The 24,538-nt window shown below is 68.2% G+C and carries 20 protein-coding genes, 1 tRNA gene, 1 pseudogene and 1 riboswitch; of the genes and pseudogenes, 11 read left to right on the forward strand and 11 right to left on the reverse strand.

What is annotated here, in order from left to right; all coding sequences use genetic code 11:
• Positions 1–105 precede the first annotated feature (105 nt).
• Positions 106–804 carry a hypothetical protein gene (locus K4L06_RS01310; protein WP_221669677.1) on the forward strand — a complete coding sequence of 233 codons (699 nt, stop codon included), beginning with the start codon at positions 106–108 and terminating at the stop codon, positions 802–804.
• Complete coding sequence (locus K4L06_RS01315) at positions 797–1,201, forward strand: hypothetical protein (RefSeq protein ID WP_221669678.1); 405 nt, start codon at positions 797–799, stop codon at positions 1,199–1,201. The genes K4L06_RS01310 and K4L06_RS01315 overlap by 8 nt, the downstream gene beginning before the upstream one ends.
• Before the next feature lie 87 nt (positions 1,202–1,288).
• On the opposite strand, the gene K4L06_RS01320 is transcribed toward K4L06_RS01315, so the two are convergent.
• From K4L06_RS01320 to K4L06_RS01335, 4 genes are all read right to left on the reverse strand, one after another.
• A complete protein-coding gene (locus K4L06_RS01320) occupies positions 1,289–2,410 on the reverse strand; it encodes a hypothetical protein (protein ID WP_221669679.1) in 1,122 nt (373 codons plus the stop codon).
• Positions 2,407–2,952, reverse strand: coding sequence for a DUF4365 domain-containing protein (locus K4L06_RS01325; protein WP_221669680.1), 546 nt, complete (start codon positions 2,950–2,952; stop codon positions 2,407–2,409). Before K4L06_RS01325 ends, K4L06_RS01320 begins: the two co-directional genes overlap by 4 nt.
• Positions 2,953–3,080: 128 nt before the next feature.
• Positions 3,081–3,154, reverse strand: a tRNA-Gly gene (locus K4L06_RS01330).
• A 140-nt stretch (positions 3,155–3,294) separates the two neighbouring features.
• Positions 3,295–5,091, reverse strand: a complete 1,797-nt coding sequence (locus tag K4L06_RS01335) for an autotransporter domain-containing protein (RefSeq protein ID WP_221673481.1) — start codon at positions 5,089–5,091, stop codon at positions 3,295–3,297.
• Between the two features lie 300 nt (positions 5,092–5,391).
• Between K4L06_RS01335 and thiS the strand changes: the two genes are divergently transcribed.
• On the forward strand, positions 5,392–5,592 hold the full coding sequence (gene thiS, locus K4L06_RS01340) for a sulfur carrier protein ThiS (protein ID WP_221669681.1): 201 nt from the start codon (positions 5,392–5,394) through the stop codon (positions 5,590–5,592).
• A 624-nt stretch (positions 5,593–6,216) separates the two neighbouring features.
• Here thiS and K4L06_RS01345 read toward each other — a convergent pair.
• The gene (locus tag K4L06_RS01345) at positions 6,217–8,739 is read right to left on the reverse strand and encodes a hypothetical protein (RefSeq protein ID WP_221669682.1); all 2,523 of its coding nucleotides are present in this window, start codon (positions 8,737–8,739) and stop codon (positions 6,217–6,219) included.
• Positions 8,740–8,783: 44 nt separating this feature from the next.
• Positions 8,784–8,872, reverse strand: a riboswitch (cyclic di-GMP riboswitch).
• A 378-nt stretch (positions 8,873–9,250) separates the two neighbouring features.
• Here K4L06_RS01345 and K4L06_RS01350 point away from each other — a divergent pair.
• From K4L06_RS01350 to K4L06_RS01360, 3 genes are all read left to right on the forward strand, one after another.
• Positions 9,251–10,045, forward strand: a complete 795-nt coding sequence (locus tag K4L06_RS01350; RefSeq protein WP_221669683.1) for a thiazole synthase — start codon at positions 9,251–9,253, stop codon at positions 10,043–10,045.
• A complete protein-coding gene (gene trmB / locus K4L06_RS01355) occupies positions 10,045–10,821 on the forward strand; it encodes a tRNA (guanosine(46)-N7)-methyltransferase TrmB (protein ID WP_221669684.1) in 777 nt (258 codons plus the stop codon). The genes K4L06_RS01350 and trmB overlap by 1 nt, the downstream gene beginning before the upstream one ends.
• A gap of 124 nt (positions 10,822–10,945) precedes the next feature.
• The gene (locus tag K4L06_RS01360) at positions 10,946–12,793 is read left to right on the forward strand and encodes an SLC13 family permease (protein ID WP_221669685.1); all 1,848 of its coding nucleotides are present in this window, start codon (positions 10,946–10,948) and stop codon (positions 12,791–12,793) included.
• Positions 12,794–13,127: 334 nt separating this feature from the next.
• Here K4L06_RS01360 and K4L06_RS01365 read toward each other — a convergent pair whose 3' ends face one another.
• Positions 13,128–13,496 (reverse strand): Rieske 2Fe-2S domain-containing protein, encoded by a 369-nt coding sequence (locus K4L06_RS01365; RefSeq protein WP_343225713.1) that lies wholly within the window; start codon positions 13,494–13,496, stop codon positions 13,128–13,130.
• A gap of 132 nt (positions 13,497–13,628) precedes the next feature.
• Between K4L06_RS01365 and K4L06_RS01370 the strand changes: the two genes are divergently transcribed.
• From K4L06_RS01370 to K4L06_RS22460, 5 genes and pseudogenes are all read left to right on the forward strand, one after another.
• The gene (locus K4L06_RS01370) at positions 13,629–13,898 is read left to right on the forward strand and encodes a hypothetical protein (RefSeq protein ID WP_221673483.1); all 270 of its coding nucleotides are present in this window, start codon (positions 13,629–13,631) and stop codon (positions 13,896–13,898) included.
• Between the two features lie 4 nt (positions 13,899–13,902).
• On the forward strand, positions 13,903–14,631 hold the full coding sequence (locus tag K4L06_RS01375; RefSeq protein ID WP_221669686.1) for a fumarylacetoacetate hydrolase family protein: 729 nt from the start codon (positions 13,903–13,905) through the stop codon (positions 14,629–14,631).
• Between the two features lie 54 nt (positions 14,632–14,685).
• Entirely contained in the window at positions 14,686–15,093 is a 408-nt protein-coding gene (mscL, locus tag K4L06_RS01380) for a large-conductance mechanosensitive channel protein MscL (RefSeq protein ID WP_221669687.1), read from the forward strand.
• A gap of 457 nt (positions 15,094–15,550) precedes the next feature.
• Positions 15,551–16,966, forward strand: a complete 1,416-nt coding sequence (locus K4L06_RS01385) for a M28 family peptidase (protein ID WP_255595457.1) — start codon at positions 15,551–15,553, stop codon at positions 16,964–16,966.
• A 250-nt stretch (positions 16,967–17,216) separates the two neighbouring features.
• Positions 17,217–17,444, forward strand: a pseudogene (locus K4L06_RS22460) (RebB family R body protein); the annotation flags it as partial.
• A 385-nt stretch (positions 17,445–17,829) separates the two neighbouring features.
• Here K4L06_RS22460 and K4L06_RS01395 read toward each other — a convergent pair.
• The 5 genes from K4L06_RS01395 to K4L06_RS01415 form a co-directional block, all read right to left on the reverse strand.
• A complete protein-coding gene (locus tag K4L06_RS01395) occupies positions 17,830–18,918 on the reverse strand; it encodes an RNA methyltransferase (protein WP_221669690.1) in 1,089 nt (362 codons plus the stop codon).
• Positions 18,908–19,465, reverse strand: a complete 558-nt coding sequence (locus K4L06_RS01400; protein ID WP_221669691.1) for a GNAT family protein — start codon at positions 19,463–19,465, stop codon at positions 18,908–18,910. Before K4L06_RS01400 ends, K4L06_RS01395 begins: the two co-directional genes overlap by 11 nt.
• A 233-nt stretch (positions 19,466–19,698) precedes the next feature.
• The gene (locus tag K4L06_RS01405) at positions 19,699–22,824 is read right to left on the reverse strand and encodes an efflux RND transporter permease subunit (RefSeq protein ID WP_221669692.1); all 3,126 of its coding nucleotides are present in this window, start codon (positions 22,822–22,824) and stop codon (positions 19,699–19,701) included.
• Positions 22,821–23,000 (reverse strand): hypothetical protein, encoded by a 180-nt coding sequence (locus K4L06_RS01410; protein WP_221669693.1) that lies wholly within the window; start codon positions 22,998–23,000, stop codon positions 22,821–22,823. Before K4L06_RS01410 ends, K4L06_RS01405 begins: the two co-directional genes overlap by 4 nt.
• Entirely contained in the window at positions 22,993–24,063 is a 1,071-nt protein-coding gene (locus K4L06_RS01415) for an efflux RND transporter periplasmic adaptor subunit (protein ID WP_221669694.1), read from the reverse strand. Before K4L06_RS01415 ends, K4L06_RS01410 begins: the two co-directional genes overlap by 8 nt.
• Between the last annotated feature and the right edge of the window lie 475 nt (positions 24,064–24,538).

Consider the following 24,538-nt stretch of genomic DNA (forward strand, 5'->3'; position numbering starts at 1 on the left):
CGGCGCTCTTCGTGGCTGCTCGTGGCGTTATCCACCGCAGCCCTGGGAGCGTGCGCACGGCCGCCGGCCGCCTCCGCCCCCGAAAGACCCAAGGAGACTCCCGCCATGACGGCATCGACCGCTGCTCCTCTTCATGTCGACGCGACCCCGCAACACGGCGCCGATACGGCCGCAGCGGCAGCCGACCGGGCCGCGGAGTTGGCCACGCGGGCAGCCCAGCCGGCGAACATCGCTCAAGCATCCTCCCCATCGTCCCCTTTGGCTCAAGGCCCCGCCCTGGCGACCGAGCAACTGCGGGCGCGCATGCTGACGCTGATCGGAAACCTGAAAACCGCACGAGACACCGAGCCGTCCCAGTTGGCGCAGGTCCTGGGCGTGGTCCTGGGTCCGGACCCGGAAGACGCCAAGAGCCAGTTGGCCGTAGGCCCGCTGACCGATGGCGGTCGCTACAGCGTCACGGTAGATGCCTTGCATCCAGGCACGCCCGGTCGGCATGTCGCGATCCACTGGACGCCCCCCGGCTGGAAGGGCGACCCGCGCAAGCCCGAGAACGCACTGGCCACGTGCAGTCTGGAGTTCGCACCGCTGAACAACGATATCGCGGCGCTGGGCTACTCGCGCTCCAAGAGCGCGCCGCATCTGAAGGAGTCCTGGTCGTTCCGGAAAGATATGCCCAGCAACAACATCGCCTTCTACCTGGTTGTGAACCTCTATCGCGCGATCGACAGCGCAGATCCAAAGGGACGGCCTTGCGTGCTGTCCGTCGAGATCGACGCGGACCACGCCGAGTCGAGCCATGGCTGAGCCGCTGCCTCCGCAGCTGCGCGCCCTCGTCGGCGAACTCTCCAAGCAGAACGGCGTTCCGCCGAACGCGGCCCAGGACGTCCAAGCGGCGATCGCAAGTTCGCCCTACCTCGCCAGCATCATGATCGATGCCGCCAGCCAGCAGACCCTCAAACACATCGGCGTCACCACCGAGCAGAATGAGGGCGGCCACTACGACAAGGAAACCGGAACGGTCTTCGTCAGCATCGACAGCTTCACGGACAAGACCGCCAGTCCCCAGGCACGTATCGACAACATCACCAGCACCCTGGGGCATGAAACCGGCCACGCGCTGACCGCGAAAGCACGATCGGCGGAGATCGCCCGGCTCGCGACCCTGGGACGCAAGTACGGCGCTATACGGTGCGCCTGGTAGTTGCGCTGGCGGGGGGACAAGCCGAAACAACCCATCTATAAAGGCGTGCAGAAATTTTCGCGATAGAAATTACTCGCGACCATCAGGCTATAAGAGCGTCGGCAGCTCTACGATCTCAAAGTCTCGCGGATTCAGCAGTCTGGCAGTTCTGCTCTTGACATGAACATCCCCCCGGCATCGGACGATCAGCTTTCTATCGTGAGCCAAGACTCCCAAGTGATAGTCCTCGGGCCCAAGCTGGATTTGCACACTGCGCTCAGACTCTCCAACGACCGTTTGAACTGTAATGGTCCCAACTTCATCAACTTGCGGTCGATGCAGATGCTTCACAGACCCCATTATTTCTCGATTTAACAGGACGTAATCGTTCTTGTAATAGCTAGACGCCAGCTCCAACGTCTCAACGTCACTAGAACCGAAAGAGAACGTCTTTGTATCCCGAACAAACAAGGGCCCCGAAGGAGCTGACACCTTGATCTCAAATCCCCGAGTTCGATCCTTCCCGCTGAACCCAAGAAGGGCATCGCACATGTTGGCACTAGCCCCCAACGCAACAGCTCTCTCAAAAGTGCCCAGATCATTGCTCAATTGATAGCGCCCACTAGCTTCGGTCAACGCGGACAAGCCAGCGACCAAGCTATGAGCAACTAATTCCGTCAATGAACTATCGCTATGCCCCTCGTCCGACGACGCCGGAATCGGATGGATTGGAGCAATAATTTTTACAACGTAGCTACCAATCTCCGTTTGGCCTAGCAGCAGGGAATCCATGTATTCCTTTGCGTCTTTCGGCGGCACACCGCTGAACTGTCGCCTCTTGGAATACACAGCCATCGCAGCGGCGTAAAACAGCTCTTTCGCCTTCCGAATGAGCAGGACGCCATCGTCTATGGGTATGCTCCCATCGGAAGTGTCCTGGCCGATCACCCGAACCGCCACCAGATTGACAGCGGCTCCGACGATGTCGTCCGCTACGTCGATAATCTCTCTTTGCTCATATGCAGCCAGCGAGACCAGGGCATCTTTCAGTCTCTGGTCGTAGTCTTTGACCTTGAGGGAAAGGGGGAGCACGACCTCAGCATCGTATGAGTCGTTCCGATGCCAGACAGTTGCCACCCGGCCGATGGCTCCATCGCTCACCCAATTCTTCATCTGAAGATAGGTCTGGATCTGATCAGCACTAACGCGGGGAAGCGGCCGATTGTTCACACTGACCTCCCGTGACTGGCCGCCACGATCATGTCCCTTAGTACATTCGTTGTGAGCCGTTGTGACATCGGGACGTCGACTGTCACGTTTGTTGTGTTACTCGACGCGGGGGCGTCGCGTAGCGAAACCCAGAAGCAAAGGTTGTGAAGTGCCACGCAGTCTTCGTGGTGCAGCACCCACTCTGCGACCTGATCGGGGACGACCAATATTGCGAGATAACGGGGCACGACCACGTCATCGCCGCGCAGATCATCGTAGTTCTTCTTTGGCAAGGGGTACTTGATCACGCCCCCCGAGATGAGGCCACGAGAAGTGCACTTCAGCTGCAGCTGGATTTGCGGGTTCCTGTATGGAGCTACGAACCCCCTTCCTTGGAAGGTGACATCCACGCTGTCATTGTCAACACGGAAGTCTCCCCGGTTGAGACCGGCGTGGGCTGCAAGTGCAGCCACGTATGCGTACTGGAACTCTTCCTTCTGCCTGCTCGGATCCATGGCCATCCAGCCGGCGCCCCCCATTGAGCGATCTGCAGCGTAGTTCAAACCAAACTGCAAAAACAAAAGCCCGCACTTGGCGGGCTTTGATCGGTGTAACGATGCAACGGCAAGGTGTAACGATCCGCCCTGCCTAAGCCTTTCCAAGCCATTGATTGAAAAGGACTTCCTAGTTCTGGAGCGGGTGATGGGAATCGAACCCACGCTAGCAGCTTGGGAAGCTGCAGTTCTACCATTGAACTACACCCGCTTTGCCGGACCAGTCTAAGCCGCGGCCGCGGCGCTGGCAATGCGGGGCCCGGGCGTGCGGCGGTTAACCGGCAAGCCAAGAAAAAACCGGGCCTTGCGGCCCGGTTTTTCGTTTGCAGCCTTATTCGACGACGGCGGCAATCAGAAACCGCTGCCGATCTGGGCGAACACCGTGGTGTTGTTGCCGGCGCCCTGGCCGATGGTGGCGCTGGCGCCGACGTTGGCGTCCAGGCCGAACAGCTTGGTGCGCACGCCGAACAGCATGGTGCCGTAGTTCTGGTCGAAGTGGCGGCCCTTGACCGCGTAGTCGCCCAGGCCCTGCACGCTCTGCAGGCGCGCGAACGCCTGGTCCGGGGCGTCCTCGAACTCGCGGTCCAGGGTCAGGCGCGCGTAGGGGCGGAAGCTTTCGCTGTGGGTGTAGTGGACCTGGTAGCCGACGCTGCCGATCAGCGAGTCGAACTCCTGCTTCGGATAGGCCAGCGAGGTGGCCAGGGTCGGGTCGCTTTCGGCGAAGCCGTCGACTTCGATGGTCTGCGAGACCAGGCCCAGCACCGGGCCGTGGCGCAGCGCGTCGTGGCCGAATTCCCAGCCGCCGTTGACCGCGACGGTGACGTTGTCGCCGTCGGCCGAGCCGTGGTGGACGCGGGAGACCGGGCCGAGGTTGGCGTTGCGGTCGATGTCGTAGTCGAGCTTGGTGTAGCTGACCTGGCCGTTGACCCAGGCGCGCTCGCCGTACCAGCCGGCGAAGCCGCCGATGCTGGCTTCCTTCTGCTCGAACTCGCCGTGGCGCAGGCCGAAGTCCTGCTTCTGCTGGCCGTAGCCGGCGAAGGCGCCGAACACCAGGTTGCCGCGGTGCCAGTCGACACCGCCGGTCAGCGCCGGGCCGGCGCCGTCGTACAGGTCGCCGTGGCCGTAGCGCTGGAAGTCGCCGCGCAGGCTGGCCCACCAGCGCATGCCCTCGCCGTCCGAGCGCTCGCCGATGTGGGTGGTGACCTGGTCGGCGCGGGCGCGGCCGGTGGCCGCGGCCGAGTTCGGCAGCACCGCGATGAAGCGCGGCGCTTCCAGCACGCCTAGGGCGTAGTCGGCGAGGATCTTGTGCGCCTTGCCCGAGGGGTGCACGCCGTCGGCGAAGGCGTAGGTTTCCGGCGCGTCCGGGGTGGCGTAGTTGACCGGGCTGCAGGTCACCGAGGCGGCGGTGATCTGCGGGTTGCAGGCGGTGCCGGTGACGTTGGTGATGCCGTACGGGGCCGGGTTGGCGACGATCTCGCGCAGCAGGCTGAAGGTGTTGAGCGGGATCACCCGCAGGCCGGACGCGGCCAGGCCGCTGTACAGGGCGTTGTTGTAGCTGGTCGCCAGCTGGGTGCCGGTGGCCTGGGCGGCCGCGCCGCCGGCGCGGAACTGCGGGGTCACGCCCAGGTCGGGCACGGTCGGCACCAGGATGTATTCGGCGCCGGCGTTGCGCAGCGAGGCGACCACGCCGATCTGGGCGGTGACGGCATTGGCGATGGTGGTCTGCGCCGGGGCGCCGGCGACCACCGCGAACAGGTCGTTGGCGCCGCCCCACACGCTGTACAGCGCGTTCGGGTCGGCACGGCCGCCGGTGCTGGCCAGGTAGTTCGCGGTCTGGGTGGCCAGCGACGGAATGGTGCCCAGTGCGCCGGTGGTGTTGGTGCCGGTGCGGGCGCCGCCGACGGCGTAGTTGTCGCCGCCCTGGTTGGCGCTGGCGGCGTTGCCGCCGTAGTACTCGCCCAGGTATTCCGACCAGACCAGGCCCGGGTTGGTGGTGAAACGGCCCAGCAAGGCGCCGTTCGGGCCGACCGCCTGGATCAGGCGCGGACGGAACCAGCCCGAGTCGGTCAGGCTGTCGCCGATGAAAACGGTCTTGGAATAATCCTGGGCCAGGGCCGGGACGGTCGCCAGCAGCAGAGCGGCGGCCAGCGCGGTACGAACGGGTTTCATCATGAACTTCCCTGCGGTGATGTGACGGGTGATGGCGGCGGGCGCGGCCCGCGGACGGGCCGGCTCGGGCCGGAAGGAGCTCCGCCCGGGCGACATACGCCGGCGGATGGCCGATCCAAACACGCGCGCACCGGCCAAGGCAAGGCGCAGCGCGTCAAAACGGCGCGGCGATTATCGCCGCTACGGCGGCCGACGACCGCGGCCGAAGGTCACGAACCGGGCAACGCGCCGCCAGCGCCGGCACTGGCCGCTGCGCGGCGCGCACGCGACAATGCGCGCATGAACATCCAGCTCAACGGCGAGCCGCGCACGCTCGCGGCCGCGCTTACCGTGGCCGAACTGCTGCACCAGGAAGGGCTCGGCGAGCGCCGGGTCGCGGTCGAAATCAACGGCGAAATCGTCCCGCGCGGGCGCCACGCCGAGCAGGCGATCGGCGAAGGCGACAAGGTCGAGATCGTGCACGCGCTGGGCGGCGGCTGAGGCGGCGGTCTTCCCCCGCGAGCGGCGCAGCCCCCCCCTGTAGGAGCGGCGTCAGCCGCGACACCGAAGCGGTGGGATACCACGCCGCCGACCGAAGCGTCGCTTCCTCACAGGTCCGAAAGCAAAGCACCGCAGACCGGGCTTCGGCGACGGCGCTTACGTGCGTCGCTGCGGTTGTCGCGGCCGACGCCGCTCCTACAGGTGGCCAAGCACGGCGCTGCTGCCCTGCAGGAGCGGCGTCAGCCGCGACAGCCGAAGCAATGGATACCACGTCGGATCCGAAGCCGCGAATCGTCCGACACCGAGGGTAGGAGCGACGCAAGTCGCGACCGCCATGCCCCAGGTCGCGCCGTAGCTGCGAGGCCGCGGTCGCGGCTTGTGACCGAAGGAAATCCCCGAGGGACGCCGTTCCTACAAGAAGCCGGGCCGCGGCGCCCAAGAAACCAGGCCACGGCGTCGCCCTCCCCTTGTAGGAGCGGCGTCAGCCGCGACAGCCGAAGCGGTGCAATGCCACGCCGCTGTCCGGAGCCTCGAACCGTCCGTCGCCACCGCAAAAAAGAAAAGAGCCCCGGCCGAAGCCGGGGCTCAAGTACGACCTCCAAGCACGCATTCGTATCAGGCGTATCAGGTACCGGCGTCGATGATGGTCGCCGGCGAGCTGGAGCAATGCCCCGGCCCGATGGTGCCTTCGTTGTAGGCAGCCAGGATGCCCGCGAGGTTGATCGCCGTGTCGCGCGCTGCGCCCTTCGGCGCGGCGCTGCTGCGGCCGGTGAACCACGCCGTGGCCTGGGCGATCGCGCTCTGCACCGCAGGCGGCGCACTACCGCCGGCTTCGACGTTGAGGCGAGCGGCCATGTACTGGTGCGCCAGGATGTAGTACGCATTACCACCCTTCGGCGGCGTCCAGAACACCTTGTACCAGGTCTGACCGGAGCTGAAGAACAGCGTATCTTCTCCGATGATCGCCCAGGTCGCGTCGTACGGCGCAGGACCGTACTTCGAGTGGGTCTTCCAGTAACCCTGGGTGTAGGTACAACCCGCGGCGGCGCACAGTTCCGGCACCTTCACGGTGATGATGGCCTCGTCGCTGGCGTTGACGCCGCCCGCTTCGCCGATGCCGCTCACCGTCAGCACGTTGGGAACCATGAACTCGCAGGTGTTGCCCGGACCGGTCTGGGTCGGCAGGATCCACGCGGCGAAGATGTCCAGGCTCTCGACGATGTTCGGATCGGGGTTGATGTCCCCGGTGACGAACTTGGCGAAGCTGTCGCACACCAACGGCTCCACGATCCAGCCGAAGCTGCCACCGAGGTTGAGGCCCGGCGTCCCGTTGAACAGGTCGCTGGCCACGACGCAAGCGTCGGCTTCAGTGGTGGGCGCGCCGAACGAGAACGCGGCCTGGTTCGAGGTGTAGCTCTTGAAACCGCAGTCGCTGGCGTTGCCGGCGGCGTCGTAGCACTTCAGCACGCGCTGGATGCTGGCTTCGTTGTAGCCGGCAGTCTTGTCGGCCACGTCCGCAGCGTAGTCGCAGCTCAGCGAGGTCGCGCCCGGCGGTTCGCAGGTCGGAACCACGGCCTGAGTCGCGCCGCCATCGAAGTGCAGCGTGTCGCTCGGGTCCGCGGGGCTGAACTGCGGCGTCACGTCGCCCGGCCAGGTGATCAGGATGTTGCCGCTGACCCTGAAGCCGCTTTCCGACTCGATGCTGCGGGTCGCCGCGAGACGATAGACCGTCTCGTAGTTGCCGCCGGCATTGAGCAGGACCTGCACGTCGTCGCACAGGAAGTTGCCGGCATAGATGCCGCCCACGATCGGGTTAGGCAGGCAGCCCTGCATGCCGACCACCTTGGCGTCGGCCGGCGAGACCACCACATGCTTGTCCGGAGCCCAGGCATAGTCGCGGTCGTAGCGGGTGTTCGCGTTCTTGATGATCGACACGGTCCGGCAGGCCACGGTGACCATCGCCGAATCGCTGGCGGTGGCGTTGGTGCTGGCGCTGGTGCTCCAGGTGCCGGTCGCGGTGTTGGTGTGCTGGCCTTGATCGGCGCCGCACACGAACGGCTGCGGACGCGGATACGTCCACACGTACGGTCCGTTGCCGAGGCTGAAGCTATGGTCCGGATTGTTCGGCAGGATCGAGTCGTCGATCGCGAAAGTATCGCCGTAGCTCTCGGCCGGGTTGGCCGGGATCGTGAACGGCGCGCTCGCGGTGAAGGTGTAGCTCGTGGTGCCTCCGCTGCTGCCGTCGTCGCTGCAGTCGCAGGACTTGCGCTCGGTGGTGATGCCCGCGGCGTTGATGCCGCCGGTAGCGCTAAGCAGGAACGGATGACTGATGCTGCTCAGCTCGAACGCGTAGCTGCAGGACAGGATGATCTTGTCCGCATTCGGCGCCGGTTTGACGCAGTTGAGGGTGTCGGTGTCGCCACTGGCCGCGGTCCATTGCAGCGTGAACTGGGTCGCGCTGTTGTTGAACTGCAGGGTGTCGACGACCGCGGTGGCCTTCCAACCGAAGCTGAAGGGGTCCTTGACCGTGATGGTGCCGGCGACGCGGTACAGGCCGCGGGTGGTCGGCGTCGCGGTGACGGTGTACTCGACCTGGTGGCTGTCGCCGTCGAGCATGGTGATGCTTTCTGGCGTTACGGTCTTTTCGATCTGCCAGTCGGTGTAGCGCTTCCAGCTGGCCTCAGCGGTCTTGACGCCGGTGGGCTTGGGCAGGAAGCAGAACGCGACATGGCTGACGCCCGCGGGTTCGCCGCTGGAGTTGTTCGGCGCATGCAGATTGATGTCGCTGAGGACCGCAGGGTCGTAGTGGAAGACGTTATAAGCGTTGCCGCCCTTGACCACGATGTAGTCCATCGGGATGGTCGAAGTGAAGCCGATGTACTTGTTTTGCCCGGAGGGCGTGTAGTTGAAGGTGATGGTCTGGCCGTTGCCCAGGTTGTAGACCTGGCCGTCGATGGGTGCGCCGCCGGAACTGGCCCCGCCGCCCTGCCAGGTGCCGACGCCGGGTAGGTCGTCGCAACTGGTGAAGTTGCCGGGGTAGGTGGTGGGTTGCACCGAGGCGGCCCAAGCCGCGGTTGGCAAGGCTCCGACGGAAGCCATTAGCAGCGCCGCTGCGAGCAGCGGACGCCAGCGTCGGTTGGTGGACATGTCAGAACTCCGTGAGCGGGGCAGTAGGCGCCCAGTTCTTCGCGCTCGGTAGCTCGGCCATGCCGCCCCCTAGTACGGATCGGCATCCGTGGCTTTGCGACGCCGGCTCGCGCCGGTTGTGCCTTTTTCGAGTCCTGTACAACGGCGGCACCCGCTTCCCCTGGCGGGCGCCGCGACGGCACTGCAGAGCGCTGTATCGGCAACGCCCTCCCCAGGTACCGCTAGGCCGGACTATACGCCGCATTTTGCGACGTCAATCACATTATTTGAGCCGGACGACGAACGGTCGCCGATTGCGATGGGCGGCCCGCGCAGGCCTCCGGAGTGGCCGGTTTCTGCCGTCGCTGCCGTTGTTGCGCCCCTCGCGTCTGGCGACCGCCCCAGGGACGGAGGGGATTAAGCGAGCTTAATCCCCTCCGTCCCTTTCGCTCCCTTTCGCTCGCCGCTCGCTCGTCAGTCCCCGCTCAGCCCCGGGGTCCAAGCGCCGGCCGATATCCGACATAATTCAACGATGACGAATACCGCCTTCTCCGATCCGCTGGTCATCGCCGGCAAGACCTACCGCTCGCGCCTGTTGACCGGCACCGGCAAGTTCACCGACCTCGAACAGACCCGCCTGGCCACCGAGGCCGCCGGCGCCGAAATCGTGACCGTGGCGATCCGCCGCACGAACATCGGCCAGAACCCGGGCGAACCCAACCTGCTCGACGTGCTGCCGCCGGACCGCTACACCCTGCTGCCCAACACCGCCGGCTGCTACACCGCCGACGACGCGGTGCGCACCTGCCGCCTGGCGCGCGAGCTGCTCGACGGCCACAAGCTGGTCAAGCTGGAAGTGCTGGGCGACCAGCGCACCCTGTTCCCGGACGTGGTCCAGACCCTGGCCGCGGCCGAGACCCTGGTCAAGGACGGCTTCGACGTGATGGTCTACACCTCCGACGACCCGATCCTGGCCAAGCGCCTGGAGGAGATCGGCTGCGTCGCGGTGATGCCGCTGGCCGCGCCGATCGGCTCCGGCCTGGGCGTGCAGAACCGCTACAACCTGCTGGAGATCGTCGAGAACGCCAAGGTGCCGATCCTGGTCGACGCCGGCGTCGGCACCGCCTCGGACGCGGCGATCGCGATGGAACTGGGCTGCGACGGCGTGCTGATGAACACCGCCATCGCCGGCGCCCGCGACCCGATCCTGATGGCGCATGCGATGAAGCTGGCGATCGAGGCCGGCCGCGCCGCGTTCAAGGCCGGCCGGATCCCGCGCAAGCGCTACGCCAGCGCCTCCTCGCCGGTGGACGGATTGATCGGCTGATGACGGACTCCGGCTCCAGGGACAAACCCGGCTCGGGCGAAGGCAAGGTCCCGCCCAAGCCATTCACGATCGAGGAAGGCCGCCGCCAGGTGCGCAGCTTCGTGCTGCGCCAGGGCCGCTTCACCCCGGCCCAGCAGCGCGCCTTCGATGAGTTGTGGCCGCGCTTCGGCATCGACTACCAGGGCGCGCCGCGCGACTACGACGCGATCTTCGGCCGCCAGGCCAGGCGCGTGCTCGAAATCGGCTTCGGCAACGGCGAGGCGCTGCGCTACGCCGCCCAGCACGACCGCGAGCGCGACCTGATCGGCATCGAGGTCCACGCCCCCGGCGTCGGCCGGCTGCTGAACGCCCTGGCCGAGGACGCCAGCGACCACGTTCGCCTGTACCACCACGACGCGGTCGAGGTGCTCAACCAGGAAATCGCCGACGGCTCGCTGGACGAGATCCGGATCTACTTCCCCGATCCGTGGCACAAGAAGCGCCACAACAAGCGCCGCCTGGTCCAGCCGGCGTTCGCGCAGTTGCTGGTGCGCAAGCTCGCCGCCGACGGCCGCTTGCACCTGGCCACCGATTGGCAAGACTATGCCGAGCAGATGTGGGACGTGCTCGACGCCACCACCGGCCTGGCCAACCGCGCCGGCCCGCGCGGCAGCGTGCCGCGGCCGGACTGGCGCCCGCAGACCCACTTCGAGACCCGCGGCCAGAAGCTCGGCCACGGCGTCTGGGATCTGTTGTACGACCGAGTCCGGGAATCGGGAATGGAGAATGGGGAATAGGACCGGAGACTGGCTTGGAAACCGTGGCGGACTATTCGCGACATTCGCAAAGGCCCGAATCGCCGGTCGGCGGGTTCGTTCGCTTTAACGATTCCCAACTCCCCATTCCCCATTCCCGCCGCTGATGGACACCGCCCTCGCGCTCACCACCGACATGAAGCTCGTTCTCGGGCTGGTGGTGTTCACGATGGCGATGTTCCTGTTCGAGCGCATCCGCGCCGACGTGGTCGCGCTGGTCGTGCTGGTGCTGCTCGGCCTGTCCGGGCTGGTCGAGCCGGACGAGTTGTTCAACGGCTTCTCCGGCAACGCGGTGATCAGCATCATCGCGACCATGATCCTCGGCGCCGGGCTCGACCGCACCGGCGCCCTGAACCGGCTGGCCGGCTGGCTGCTGCGGCGCGCGCACGGCATCGAACAACGCCTGTTGCTGCTGACCACCGCGGTGGCCGGGCTCAATTCCTCGTTCATGCAGAACCCGTCGGTGATGGCGCTGTACATGCCGGTCGCCTCGCGCCTGTCCTCGCGCACCGGCCTGTCGCTGCCGCGGCTGCTGTTGCCGATCGCGGCCGCGATCGTGATGGGCGGCGCGCTGACCATGGTCGGCAATTCGCCGCTGATCCTGCTCAACGACTTGCTGCTCAACGCCAACAGCAACCTGCCCTCGGGCGCGGCGACCATCGAGCCCTTGAAGATGTTCGCGCCGCTGCCGATCGGCCTGGCCCTGCTCGCCGCCTCGCTGGCCTACTTCCATTTCTTCGGCGACAAGCTGCTGCGCGACGACGGCGAGAAGGGTGCGACGCCGGCCCGTACCCAGAGCTATTTCGCCAAGGCCTACGGCATCGAGGGCGACGTCTACGAGCTCACCGTCACCGCCGACAGCCCGCTGGTCGGCATGTCGCTGGGCGAGGCCGAGGCCCTGCGCGGCGCGCCGCTGCTGCTGGCGTTGAAGAGCGACAACGAATCGCGCCTGGCGCCGCCGGCCGACACCCGGATCTGGGTCGGCAGCGTGCTCGGCGCGATGGGGCCGAAGCAGCAGGTCGCCGACTTCGCCCAGAACCATTTCCTGCGCCTGTCCTCGCGCCTGCGCAACTTCGCCGACCTGTTCAATCCCAGCCGCGCCGGCATTTCCGAGGCGGTGGTGCCGGCGACCTCGGGCTACATCGGCAAGACCGCCGGCGACCTGCACCTGCGCAAGCAGTCCGGGCTGAGCCTGCTGGCGATCAACCGCGACAAGAGCGTGCTGCGCGAGAACGTGCGCAGCGTGCCGATGCGCGCCGGCGACATGCTGGTGTTCCACAGCATCTGGACCGACCTGGCCAGCGCTGCGGCGAGCAAGGACCTGGTGGTGGTCACCGACTACCCCAAGGGCGAGCAGCGCCCGCACAAGCTCAAGATCGCCCTGGCGATCTTCGCCGTGGCCATGCTGCTGGCGCTGTCCTCGCGCCTGCCGGTGTCGATCGCGCTGATGACCGGCGTGGCCGGGATGCTGATCGCCGGGGTGATCAACATCGACGAGGCCTACGCGGCGATCAACTGGAAGACCGTGTTCCTGATGGCCTGCCTGATTCCGCTGGGCTGGGCGATGGATTCCAGCGGCGCGGCGGCGTGGATCGCGGGGCACAGCATCGAGCGGCTGCCGCACGGGACGCCGGTGTGGCTGCTGGAGATATTGGTCGGACTGCTGACCACGGCCTTCTCATTAGTGATCAGCCACGTCGGCGCGACCATCGTGGTGGTGCCGCTCGCGGTCAACCTGGCCCTGGCGGCCGGCGGCAACCCGACCGCGTTCGCGCTGATCGTAGCGCTGTCGGCGTCGAACAACTTCATGACCGCGTCCAACCCGGTGATCTCGATGATCACCGGCCCGGCCGGCTACAGCGGCAAGGAACTGTGGAAGATCGGCGGCCCGTTGTCGCTGATCTACACCGTGGTGACGGTGCTGATGGTCAACGTGTTGTTCTGGGGCAAGTAGGCGGGCCAGCAGCAGCGGGCGGCCTGGACGCGGGTTTGGGCGAGCAAGAGCAAATCCCCCCCTGCCCCCCTTTTTCAAAGGGGGGAATGCTTCGGCGGGATTCGTCGCAGCCACAAGAGGAATGCTTCGGCGGGATTCGTCGTATCCACGAGGGGGAATGCTTCGGCGGGTTCGTCGCATCCACGAGAGGAGTGCCTGCGCACGGCCCCGCTGCCTACCCGAATCGCTCACGCCGCAACGTCGCCACCTATCAGCTTCCCCCCTTTGAAAAAGGGGGGCCAGGGGGGATTTGCTTTTGAGCTTTTGAGCTGTGCAGTCTTCGAACCCTACCCGCTCACCCCAGCCACACCGCCCCGTCGCGTACCGTCACCGCGACCGCGCGCAGCGCTTCGCCGCGGCAGGGGCCGGCGGTGCACAGCCCGGCTTGCAGTTCGAAGCTGGCGCCGTGCGCGGCGCAGACCAGCAGGCCGTCCTTGCTCTTGAGGAACTGGCCCGGCGCCCAGTCCAGACGGCGTCCGGCATGCGGGCAGATGTTGAGCCAGGCGCGCACGGCGTCGCCGTCGCGGTACAGCACCAGCGATTCGGCGTCGCCGTCGAGGGTCGCCTCGACTTCGGCGAAACCGCCGTCGGCCAGGCGCTCGAGGGCGATCAATAGTTGACCGCCGGGGTCGCTGCCGCCGGCCGGGTTTAACGAAGTTCTCACACCCTCGTCCATGCCTGCAACGATACTCACGTGTCCGGCGAATGGCCGCATTGTCTCACGACACCCGAAATGTTTGCCCACAGCTTCCGCTTCACCGATCACCGGTCGCAATGGAATGCGTTCCAGTCGCGCATGCGCAGCGCTTTCGAGCCGCGCAAGCCGCGCCATCGCCTCCTGCGGTTCGCGCTCGGCGTGGTCGGGCTGGGGCTGCTCGCCTTGCTGGTGATGTTCAGCGTGTTCGTCGGCGCGGCGATGATCGCCGCCGGCCTGGGCTACAAGCTGTGGAAGCGCCGCGGCCGGCCGGTCGCGCGCAGCCGCGGCGGCCGCGACGTGGTCGAAGGCGAGTACCGCGTCGTCGCGCCGGCCCTGCTCGGCCGCTCTTCCACGCCGAATGCCCGCTGAGCCCATGACCGACGTCGTCGCGGCGCCGCCGCTCACCCGCATTCCGGTCCGCGGCGCCGATGTCGCCGACGGCACCTTCTTCCCGGTCCGCCGCGTCTACTGCGTCGGACGCAACTTCGCCGAACACGCGCGCGAAATGGGCGCGGCGGTGCCGACTTCGGCCGCCGACCGCGGCCGGCCGGTGTTCTTCCTCAAGCCGCACGACGCGATCGAGCTCGGCGAGGACGTGCCCTACCCGCCCGGCACCGACGACCTGCACCACGAGGTCGAACTGGTGGTCGCGATCGGCCGCGACGCGCCGCTCGGCGAACTGTCCGTCGCCGACGCGCCGGGGCTGATCTACGGCTACGCAGTCGGCCTGGACCTGACCCGCCGCGACCTGCAGGCGCAGGCCAAGGCCAAGGGCCTGCCCTGGGACATCGGCAAGGCCTTCGACCACGCCGCCCCGATCAGCGCCATCGTACCGGCCGCCGACGTCGGCGAGCTCGGCGCGCGCGCGCTGACCCTGGAGGTCAACGGCGAGCTGCGCCAGCGCGGTTCGCTCGACGACCTGGTCTGGAACGTCGAGGAAATCCTGCACGAGCTGTCGCGCCTGTACGCGCTGCGCGCCGGCGACCTGGTCTACATGGGCACCCCGTCCGGGGTCGGCCCGCTGCAGCCGGGCGACCGCTATCGGGCGACGCTGGAAGGCGTGGCCGAACTCCACGGCCGCATCACTCCGGTCCGGGCATAGTCCGCGCCGGCGCGATGGCGCCTCATTCATGTCGTCAACCAGGGAGAGCATGCGATGGGCATGATCAGCGAGTTCAAAGAGTTCATTGCGCGCGGCAACGTGGTCGACCTGGCGGTCGGCGTGGTGATCGGCGCGGCGTTCGGCAAGATCGTCACCGCCCTGGTCGACGGCATCGTCATGCCCGCGGTCGGTTATTTCAGCGGCGGGGTCAACGTCAGCGACTGGAAGCACGTGCTCAAGCCGGCCCAGTTGGACGCCGCCGGCAAGGAAGTCGCGGCCGAGGTCGCGATCAAGTACGGCAGCTTCCTGCAGACCGCGATCGACTTCGTCCTGATCGCGTTCGTGATCTTCCTGTTCCTCAAGGCCTACAACCGCCTGCGCAAGCCGGCCGCCGACGCCCCGGCCGCGGTGCCGGAAGACGTGCTGCTGCTGCGCGAAATCCGCGACTCGCTGAAGAAGTAAGCCGCATACGCCGCAACTGCGAACGGCCGCGCCCTGCGCGGCCGTTCGCGTTTGCGCCCAGCGCTTTTGTAGGAGCGGCGTGAGCCGCGACAGCAGAAGCGATTGACGCCAGCGCGGCGTCCGAAGCCGGTGTCGCCGTGCGCCGGCTCGTTTGCTCACCGAATCGGTCTTCGGACAAGACGCTCTCGCACACCGCTGCGGCTGTCGCGGCTCATGACCGAAGGAAATCCCTGTGGGACGCCGCTCCTACAGAAAGCGCGCATACCGCCAATTTCGGCAAAGCGTTGCCGCGATCGCCTCAAACGCGGCGATAGCCAGCGACAAAAACCGCTCAAGTCCGACGTGACTTTCCTCAGATAGCGACGCCCATCGCGGTTGCTAAGCTCGCGGTTTCGCCTTATGCCGACCGACCTCCCGGGCGGCGGGCCAGCACCAGGAGATGGGGATGCGCGCACCGTTGTGGGCAGCGTTGGCTGCCGTGTTGTTCTCGGGTTCGATCGCGGCCGGCCATGCCGCGGCCGCCCAGCGCGAAACGCGCATTCCGCAGACCGCGCTGGACGCCGTGCCCGAGCTGCGCGAACGCGCCCTGGCCAGCGACCTGGGCTATCGCATCACCGAGTCGCTGACCACCGAAGTCGGCCCGCGCCTGGCCGGCAGCGAGGCCGATGCGCGCGCGGTGCAGTGGGCGCAGGCCAAGTTCAAGGAGCTGGGCTTCGACAAGGTCTGGATCGAACCGGTGACCTTCCCGAAGTGGGAGCGCCGCAGCGAACACGCCGAAGTGCTGGGCGTCCATCGCCAGCCGTTGGCGCTGACCGCGCTGGGCGGCAGCCCGGCCGGCAAGGTCGAGGCGCAGGTGGTGCGCTTCGCCGACCTGGCCGCGCTGGAGGCCGCACCGGCCGGTTCGCTGGCCGGCAAGATCGCCTTCGTCGATTACCGCATGGAGCGGGCCCGCGACGGCGCCGGCTACGGCCCCGGCGGGCGGGTGCGCAGCCGCGGTCCGTCGGCGGCGATCCGCGCCGGCGCTTCGGCCTTCCTGATGCGCTCGGCCGGCACCGACTCGCACCGCAATCCGCACACCGGCATCACCCGCTTCGACGACGGCCTGACCCCAATTCCCTCGGCCGCACTGGCCGCGCCCGACGCCGACCAGCTCGCCCGCCTGGCCGCGCGCGGGCCGGTGCAGGTGCGCGTCGCCCTGGACTGCGGTTGGGACGGCCAGGCCAGTTCGCACAACGTGATCGGCGAGATCCGCGGCAAGAGCAAGCCCGACGAAGTGGTGATCATCGGCGGCCACCTGGATTCCTGGGACCTGGGCACCGGCGCGATCGACGACGGCGCCGGCGTCGGCCTGACCATGGCCGCGGCCAAGCTGATCGGCCAGACCAAGCTGCGTCCGGCGCGCAGCGTGCGGGTGATCGCCTTCGCCAACGAGGAACAGGGCCTGCACGGCGGCAAGGCCTACGCGCTCAAGCACGCCAAGGACGTGGCCAAGCACCAGATCGGCGCCGAGAGCGACTTCGGCGCGGGCCGCATCTACGCCTATTCCAGCTCGGCGCCGGACTACGCCCGGGCGGCGGACAAGCAGATCGCCGAGGCGCTGGCGCCGCTGGGCATCGAGCACACGCCCGGCAAGGGCGGCCCGGGCCCGGACATCTCGCCGTTCGCGGCCGGCGGCCTGGCCTGGGCGCGGCTGGCGCAGGACGGCAGCGACTACTTCGACTACCACCACACGCCCGACGACACCCTGGACAAGATCGACCCCAAGGCGCTGGCGCAGAACGTCGCCGCCTACGCGGTGTTCGCCTATCTGGCGGCCTCGGCCGAGGGCGATTTCGGCAGCGCGCCGAAGCAGGTGACGCCGCCGGAGGAGTGAGGCTCCAAGAGCGGGAACGAGTAGAGAGGAACGAGCGGGGTCCGCTCGTTCCTTTTTTTTGCCGCCGGAGCGGCGCGCTCGGGGACGGAGGGGGTTAAGCGCGCTTAACCCCCTGCGGCCCCTGCCCTATCGGCGCGGATAGTTTCTGCTCGGTCACAGAATCGTCGCGAAGCGCGCCCGGTTGCGGCCGCGCTTTGCGTTATTCCAGGACGCACGGCTGCATGCCGCTCACTTTCACAGGGGGAATCCAATGCCGGACACCGTCGTAAATCCGCAAATCACCGACGCCATCACCCAGGCCAACGTCAAAGTCCTCGGCCAAGCGCCGGCCATGGCGATGGGCTCGATCTACCAGTCGGTCGCGCACGCGCTTTCGATCCTGTACATGGACGCCGTGACCGGCCAACAGCAGCTGCAGATCACCGCGCAGGCGTCCCTGACCCAGGGCGTGATGCAGCTGTATAGCGTGGACACCGCGTCCGACGCAGGCCCGCAACAAGTGGAGACCGCCGTGAACGACACCGCACAAGCGCTGAACGCCTTCGCCTCGACCAAGAACGCCCAGTTCGGCGGCGAAGTCTCCGGCCAGGTCAAGGACGCGGTGAATTTCACCCAGGAAAAGGTCCTGAGCGCGGCGGGCGATTTCGCCTATGGCCAGCGCGCCTGCAGCGACGCCTTCGTCGCCGCCCTGGAGCAGGTCGGCGCCGCCCAGCACCGGCAGCGGATGCAGGTGCTGCAGGAAGCCGCCAGCGCGGTGTGCCTGAGCGCGATGCTGAAGTCGCCGGAGCAGGCCGAGGCTTACGCCGAGCTGCTGGAACGGATCAAGCGGCTGGTCTGAAACCGCGCCGCGGCGGCGCGTGCGCTCAACGGCGCGCGCGCCACGCCGCCAGCAGCACCGCGGTGGCCGCGGCGACGTTGAGGCTTTCGACCTGGCCCGAACCCGGAATCGACAGGCGCTGGTCGCAGGCCGCGGCCAGTTCGCGGTCCATGCCCTCGCCCTCGGCGCCGAGCACGTAGACCAGGCGCTCGGGCAGCGGCGCGCGGAACAGATCGTCGCCGCCCTTCACCACCGTCGCGGCCAGGGCGAAGCCGGCGCCGCGCAACTGCGCCAGGGCATTGTCGCTGCGGCCCATGCGCACCATCGGCACCGCTTCGGCGCCGCCCTCGGCGACCCGCGCGGCGGCGCCGGACAGGGCCAGGCTCGCCTCTTTCGGCAACAGCACCGCGCTCACGCCGAAATGCGCGGCCGAGCGCAGGATCGCGCCGAGGTTGTGCGGATTGCCGACCCCGTCCAGCCACAGCGCCAGCTGCGGCCCGGCCGGCAGATCGCGCAGCCATTCCGACAGCGACACCGGCTCTTCGCGCAATACATCGGCGACCACGCCTTCGTGGTGGCTGCTCGCCGCCAGGCGGTCCAGGTCTTCCTGCTCGACCACCCGGTAACCGACCCGGTTGGCCACGCACCAGGCCAGCAGCGGCTGCAATTGCGGGATCCGCGGCGCGTCCAGATACAGCTTGCGGATCGCCTGCGGACGGCGCGCGTACACCGCGCGGATCGCGTTGAGCCCGTACAGGCGCACCTCGGCGTCGCGGCGCGCGCGCTGCGGCGAGGGCGCGTCGTAGCCTTCGTCGTCGCCGTCCTCGAAACGGGCGCGGACCTCGTCGCGGGCCCGATGGCCGGCGCGCTCCGGTCGCGGCGCGCGCTCGCCGTCGCGGCCGGCGTCGCGATAAGGGCCGTCGCCGTGGCGATGGCGCTGCTCGCGGCGTTCCGAACGCGAATGCGGATGGGCGTGGCCGCGGTGCGGCACGGCGTCGCGACTGTGCGGCTCTTCGCCGGCCGGCCGCGGCGGCCGCGCGTCGTCGCGGCGCTCATCGCGACGGGGCGCGCTGCGCCAGGGGCTCTCGCCCGTGCCGCCGGGCTTGCGCGGGCCGCGCGGGGGATCATGTCGCATCGTCCAGACTCCTTCTAACCTTAGCGAACACCCGCAGATCGTGCAGTTGCCCGCGCTTGTACACGGCGCAGCGTTGCGCGCCTTCTTCGTCGAAACCGTTCTTCAACAGCACCCGCGCCGAGGCCGGGTTGTGGTCGAGCACCGTCGCATACAGGCGATACAGCGACAGCTCGCGCATCGCCCAGGGCGCATACGCGGCGACCACCCGGGTCATCACGCCGCCGCCCCACAGCCGGCGGCCGAGCCAATAGCCGAACTCGGCGCAATGGGCGCGCTCGCCCTGGCCCGGACGCGCGCCGATGCCGCCGACCGCCTGGCCGTCGACCTCGATCGCGAACACCGAGGCGTTCAGATCGACCACCTCGCCGGCAAGGAAGCGCTCGCCGTCCTGGCGCGTGTAGGGATAGGGAAAACGGTCGCTGGTCGCGCGCGAAACCTGCTCGTCGTGCGCGTGCGCCACCAGGCTGTCCAGGTCGTCGCGGCGCCAGCGGCGCAGGACGAAGCCGTCGCCCGTGAGGGGGCCGGCAGGGGAAGCGGGGGCGTTCATGCGGTAAGCCTAATTAGCCGGCCGCCGGCCTGCAAACGGCAAGCCGAAATGCCGCTCCGCTCCCTTGTAGGAGCGGCGTGAGCCGCGACAGCCGAAGCTGCAGACGAAAGCGCACGGGCCGAAGCCCGGAACCCCGGCCAGCCGTCGCCTTTGCCGTTCATCCGGTCTGCGGACACGACGCTTGCGTACACCGCTTCGGTTGTCGCGGCTCACGCCGCTCCTACAAAAGCCCGTCAGGCGTGGCCACCGGCCTGCGGGGTTTCCTGTTCCAGCTTCTCCAACTCGTGCGCGACGGCTTCGGGCGACTTGGTGTAGCGCGCCAGCAACACGTAGAACGCCGGCACGATGAACAGCGACAGCAAGGTCGAGAACGAGACGCCGAAGATCACCACCACGCCGATCGTCGCCCGGCTGGCCGAGCCGGGACCGCCGGCCAGCACCAGCGGCACCGCGCCGACCACGGTCGCGATCGAGGTCATCAGGATCGGCCGCAACCGCACCGCCGAGGCCTCGACGATCGCGTCGTGGATCGACCGGCCTTCATCGCGCAACTGGTTGGCGAACTCGACGATCAGGATGCCGTTCTTCGCCGCCAGGCCGACCAGCATGACGATGCCGATCTGGCTGAACAGATTGAGCGTGCCGCCGGTCATCCACAGGCCGAGCAAGGCGCCGAGCACGCCCAGCGGCACGGTCAGCATGATCACGAACGGATGGATGAAGCTTTCGAACTGCGCCGCCAGCACCAGATACACCACCAGCAAGGCCAGGGTGAAGGTCATCAGCACCGCGCCGCCGGCCTTCTGGTATTCGCGCGACTCGCCCTTCCAGTCGATCTGGGCCTGCTCCGGCAGTTCCTCGGCCACCACCTGATTGAGCCAGGCGATCGCCTCGCCCATGGTGTAGCCCGGCGCGAGGCCGGCGCTGATGGTGATCGCGCGCAGGCGGTTGAAGCGGTTCAGGCTGCCGGGCTCGGCCAATTCGTTGAGCGTGACCAGGTTCGATAGCGGCACCAGGCCGCCGTCGCGGGCGCGCACCTGGATCGCCGCCAGGTCTTCCGGCGAGGCGCGCAGCACCCGGTCGGCCTGGGCGATCACGTCGTACTCCTCGCCGTTCTGGACGAAGGTGGTGACCCGGCGCGAGCCCATCAGGGTCTCCAGGGCGTGGCCGATGTCGGTGACGCTGACGCCGAGGTCGGCGGCGCGCTGGCGGTCGATCTCGACCCGCATCTGCGGCCGGGTTTCCTTGTAGTCCGAGTCGGCCGAGAACATGCCCTTGTTCTGTTCGATCCGCGCCAGCAGGCGGTCGCGCCACTGCGCCAGTTGCGCGTACTCGGGGCCGCCGAGCACGATCTGGATCGGCTGGCCGCGGGTGCGCACCAGGCCGCCGCCGACCTGCGGCAGCGCGCGCACGCCGGTCAGCTGGCCGAGCTCGGCGCGCAGGCTGTCGGCGACCTGGGCCGTGCTCTGCTCGCGCTTGTCCCAGTCCTGCAGGAACACCGCGATCCGGCCGGTATGCATTTCCTCGCTGGCGCCGAAGCCGCCGGGCACGCGCGGGTTGTAGCGCTGGATGGTCTGGTCCGGGCCGGTGTGCGAGGCGACGATCTTCTCGACCTGCTGCACCTGCTTGACCGTGTAGTCGAAGCCGGCGCCTTCCGGGCCGAGGATCGAGATCTGGAACGAGCCGCGGTCTTCCTGCGGCGCCAGTTCCGAGGGCACCAGCTTGAACAGGCCGAAGCTCAGCGCCAGCGCGGCCAGCATCAGCGCGCCGAACAGCCACGGCCGCTCGACGCTGTGGTCGAGCAGGCGCCGGTAGCGGCGGCCGATGCCGTCCAGGCGCGCGTTGACCCAGCGGTTGATCGGGTTGGACTTCTCTTCGCTGTGCGGACGCACGAACTTGGACGACATCATCGGCGTCAGGGTCAACGCGACGAAGGCCGACAGCGCGACCGCGCCGGCCAGGGCCACCGACAGCTCGCGGAACAGCCGCCCGGTGTTGCCTTCCATGAAGCCGACCGGCAGGAACACCGCGACCAGCACCGCGGTGGTCGCGATCACCGCGAACGCCACCTGCTTGGTGCCGCGCGCGGCGGCGACCAGCTTGGGCTCGCCCAGGTCGGCACGGCGCTGGATGTTCTCCAGCACCACGATCGCGTCGTCGACCACCAGGCCGATGCACAGCACCAGCGCCAGCAGGGTCAGCAGGTTGATCGAGAAGCCGAACGCGTACAGCGGGATGAAGGCCGCGATCAGGCATACCGGCACCGTCACCGCCGGGATCAGCGCGGCGCGGAAGCTGCCCAGGAACAGCCAGATCACGATCAACACCAGGGCCATCGCCTCGAACAGCGTGTGGTACACGCGCTCGACCGCCGACTCGATGAAGATGGTGGTGTCGAAGGCGACGAAGATGTCGGTGCCTTCCGGCAGGCTGGGCCGGATCACGTCGGCCTCGTCGCGGATCGCCCGGGCCACGTCCAGGCTGTTGGCGGTGGAAGTCTTGACGATGCCCAGGCCGATGTTGGGCTCGCCGTTGCTGCGGTAGTAGGCGCGGCGCTCGGCCGAGTCGAGCTGGATCCGGGCCACGTCGCCCAGCCGCACCACATAGCCGTCGGCGCCCTTGCTCAGCGGAATCTGGGCGAAGTCTTCGGGCTTCTGGTAGCTGCGCGCCACGCGCAGGGTGAAGTCGCGCGATTCCGATTCGATCCGGCCGGCCGGCAGTTCGACGTTCTCGGCGCGCAGCGCGGCCTCGACCTCGTTGACGGTGATGCCGCGCGCGGCCAGCGCGTTCTGGTCCAGCCAGATCCGCATCGCGTAGCGCTGCTGGCCGCCGATCCGCACCTGAGCCACGCCGTCGACCGAGGACAGCCGGTCGACCACGTAGCGCTCCGCATAGTCGGACAGCTGCAGCGTGTCCATCTGCTTGGAGCTCATGTTCAACCACAGGATCGGGTCGGCGTCGCTCTCGACCTTCTCGATCTGCGGCGGGTCGGCCTCTTCCGGCATCCGGTTCGACACCCGGCTGACCGCGTCGCGCACGTCGTTGGCGGCGGCCTCGATCTCGCGCTGCAGGGTGAACTCGATGCTGATCGAGGCGCGGCCGTTGACGCTGCGCGACTCGATGCTTTCGATGCCCTCGATGCCGGCCAGGGCGTCCTCCAGCACCTGGGTGATGCGGGTTTCCACCACCGCCGCCGAAGCGCCGGGATAGGTCACGTCGACCGAGACCACCGGCGGGTCGATCGCCGGCAATTCGCGCAGGGTCAGGCGCGAGAACGCCATCACCCCGAGCACGATCAGCAGCAGGCTCATCACCGTGGCGAACACGGGACGGCGGATCGAAACGTCGGAGAGCATCACCGGCCGTCGCTCCGGCCGTCGCGGCGCTTGGGCGCGATGTAGACCGGCGCCGGCTTGGCGCCGTCGCGGTCTCGCTCGGCGGCGGCCGGGTCCGCCGCCGCGTCATCGCGCGCCGCGCCCGGCAATGCCGGCAGCAGCGCGCGCAGCCATTCGGACAGGCGCGAGGGCTCAGTCATGCTTGCGGCCCTGCTCGCCGGCGGCCTGGGCCGCAGGCGCCTTGCCGGTGGCGGCGGCGATCTTGCTGCCGACGCGCAGCTTGCCGGTGCCGTCGACGACGATGCGGTCGCCGACCTTCAGGCCTTCGACGATTTCGGCCAGTCCCTCGCGGCGCGCGCCGACCCGCACGTCGGCGCGCTCCACCGTCTGGTCGGGCTGGACCCGGAACACGTAGGAATCGGTACCGACCTGGACCACCGCGATCTCCGGCACCAGCAAGGCCTGGCGCTCGGGCTGCAGCAGGGTCACCTGGATCAGCATGCCCGGGCGCAGCAGGTGCTCGGGGTTGGCGAACTCGCCGCGCACGGTGATCGCGCGCGTGGCCGGATCGACCCGCGCATCGACCGTGCCGACCGTGCCTTCGAACTTGCGCCCCGGATAGGCGGCGCTGCCGCCGTCGACGCGCTGGCCGCGGGCCAGGCTCGCCAGGCGGGTTTCCGGCACCGGGAAATCGACATAGACCCGGTCGGTGTCGTCGAGGGTGGCGATCGGCGTGCCCGGGGTGACCAGCGAGCCGGGGCTGACCTGGCGGATGCCGAGCACGCCGGCGAACGGCGCGCGGATCACCCGGTCGCCGATGTCGGCTTTCATCTGTTCGACCCGGGCGCGGGTGGCATCGCGGGTGGCGCGCTGGGTGTCCAGCGCCGAGCGCGCGATCAGCTGCTGCGCGGCCAGCTCGCTCTGGCGCTGGTACAGGGTGTCGGCCTCCTTGGCGGCGGCCTCGGCCTGGGCCAGGGCGGCCTGCTGGGCCTTGCCGCTGAGGGTGACCAGCGAGGCGCCGGCGGCGACCCGGTCGCCGCTGTCGAAGTGCACGGTCTGGACGATTTCGCTGACCTTGGCAGTGACCGTGATCGACTCGCGCGCCTTGACGTTGCCCAGCGCCTGCAGGCTGTCGTTCCACGGCCGCAGCCGCACCGATTCGACCGTCACCGGCACCGGCCGGTCGCCGCCCTGGCCGCCTGCGGCAAGGGCGAGCGCGGAAGCGAGGACGAAACACAGGGGAAGGCCGGTACTGGATCGCATGCGGTTCTCTGAACGGGGGCCCGGAGGGGCGACGGCGCGGACCGGCGCGGCCCGATCGGGGCTGCGGCGGACGGAACGCGCGGCGGACGCGACGCGCGCGGCCAGCAAACCGCGCGAGTCTAGCGGTGGGTCATGAACGCATGCGTGGGCCATTGGTTGACCACCGTATCGGCAAAGTCGTGCCGGCCATGTGTTCGGGCCGCGACCGGTGTTGCAGTCCGGTAACCGCGGCGGCGCCGCCGCGGTTACCGGACTGCAACACCGGTCGCGGCCCGAACACATGGCCGGCACGACTTTGCCGATACGGTGGTCAACCAATGGCCCACGCATGCGTTCATGACCCACCGCTAGACTCGCGCGGTTTGCTGGCCGCGCGCGTCGCGTCCGCCGCGCGTTCCGTCCGCCGCAGCCCCGATCGGGCCGCGCCGGTCCGCGCCGTCGCCCCTCCGGGCCCCCGTTCAGAGAACCGCATGCG

Origin of the sequence: Lysobacter sp. BMK333-48F3 (genome assembly GCF_019733395.1) — a bacterium.
Taxonomy (GTDB): Bacteria; Pseudomonadota; Gammaproteobacteria; order Xanthomonadales; family Xanthomonadaceae; genus Lysobacter.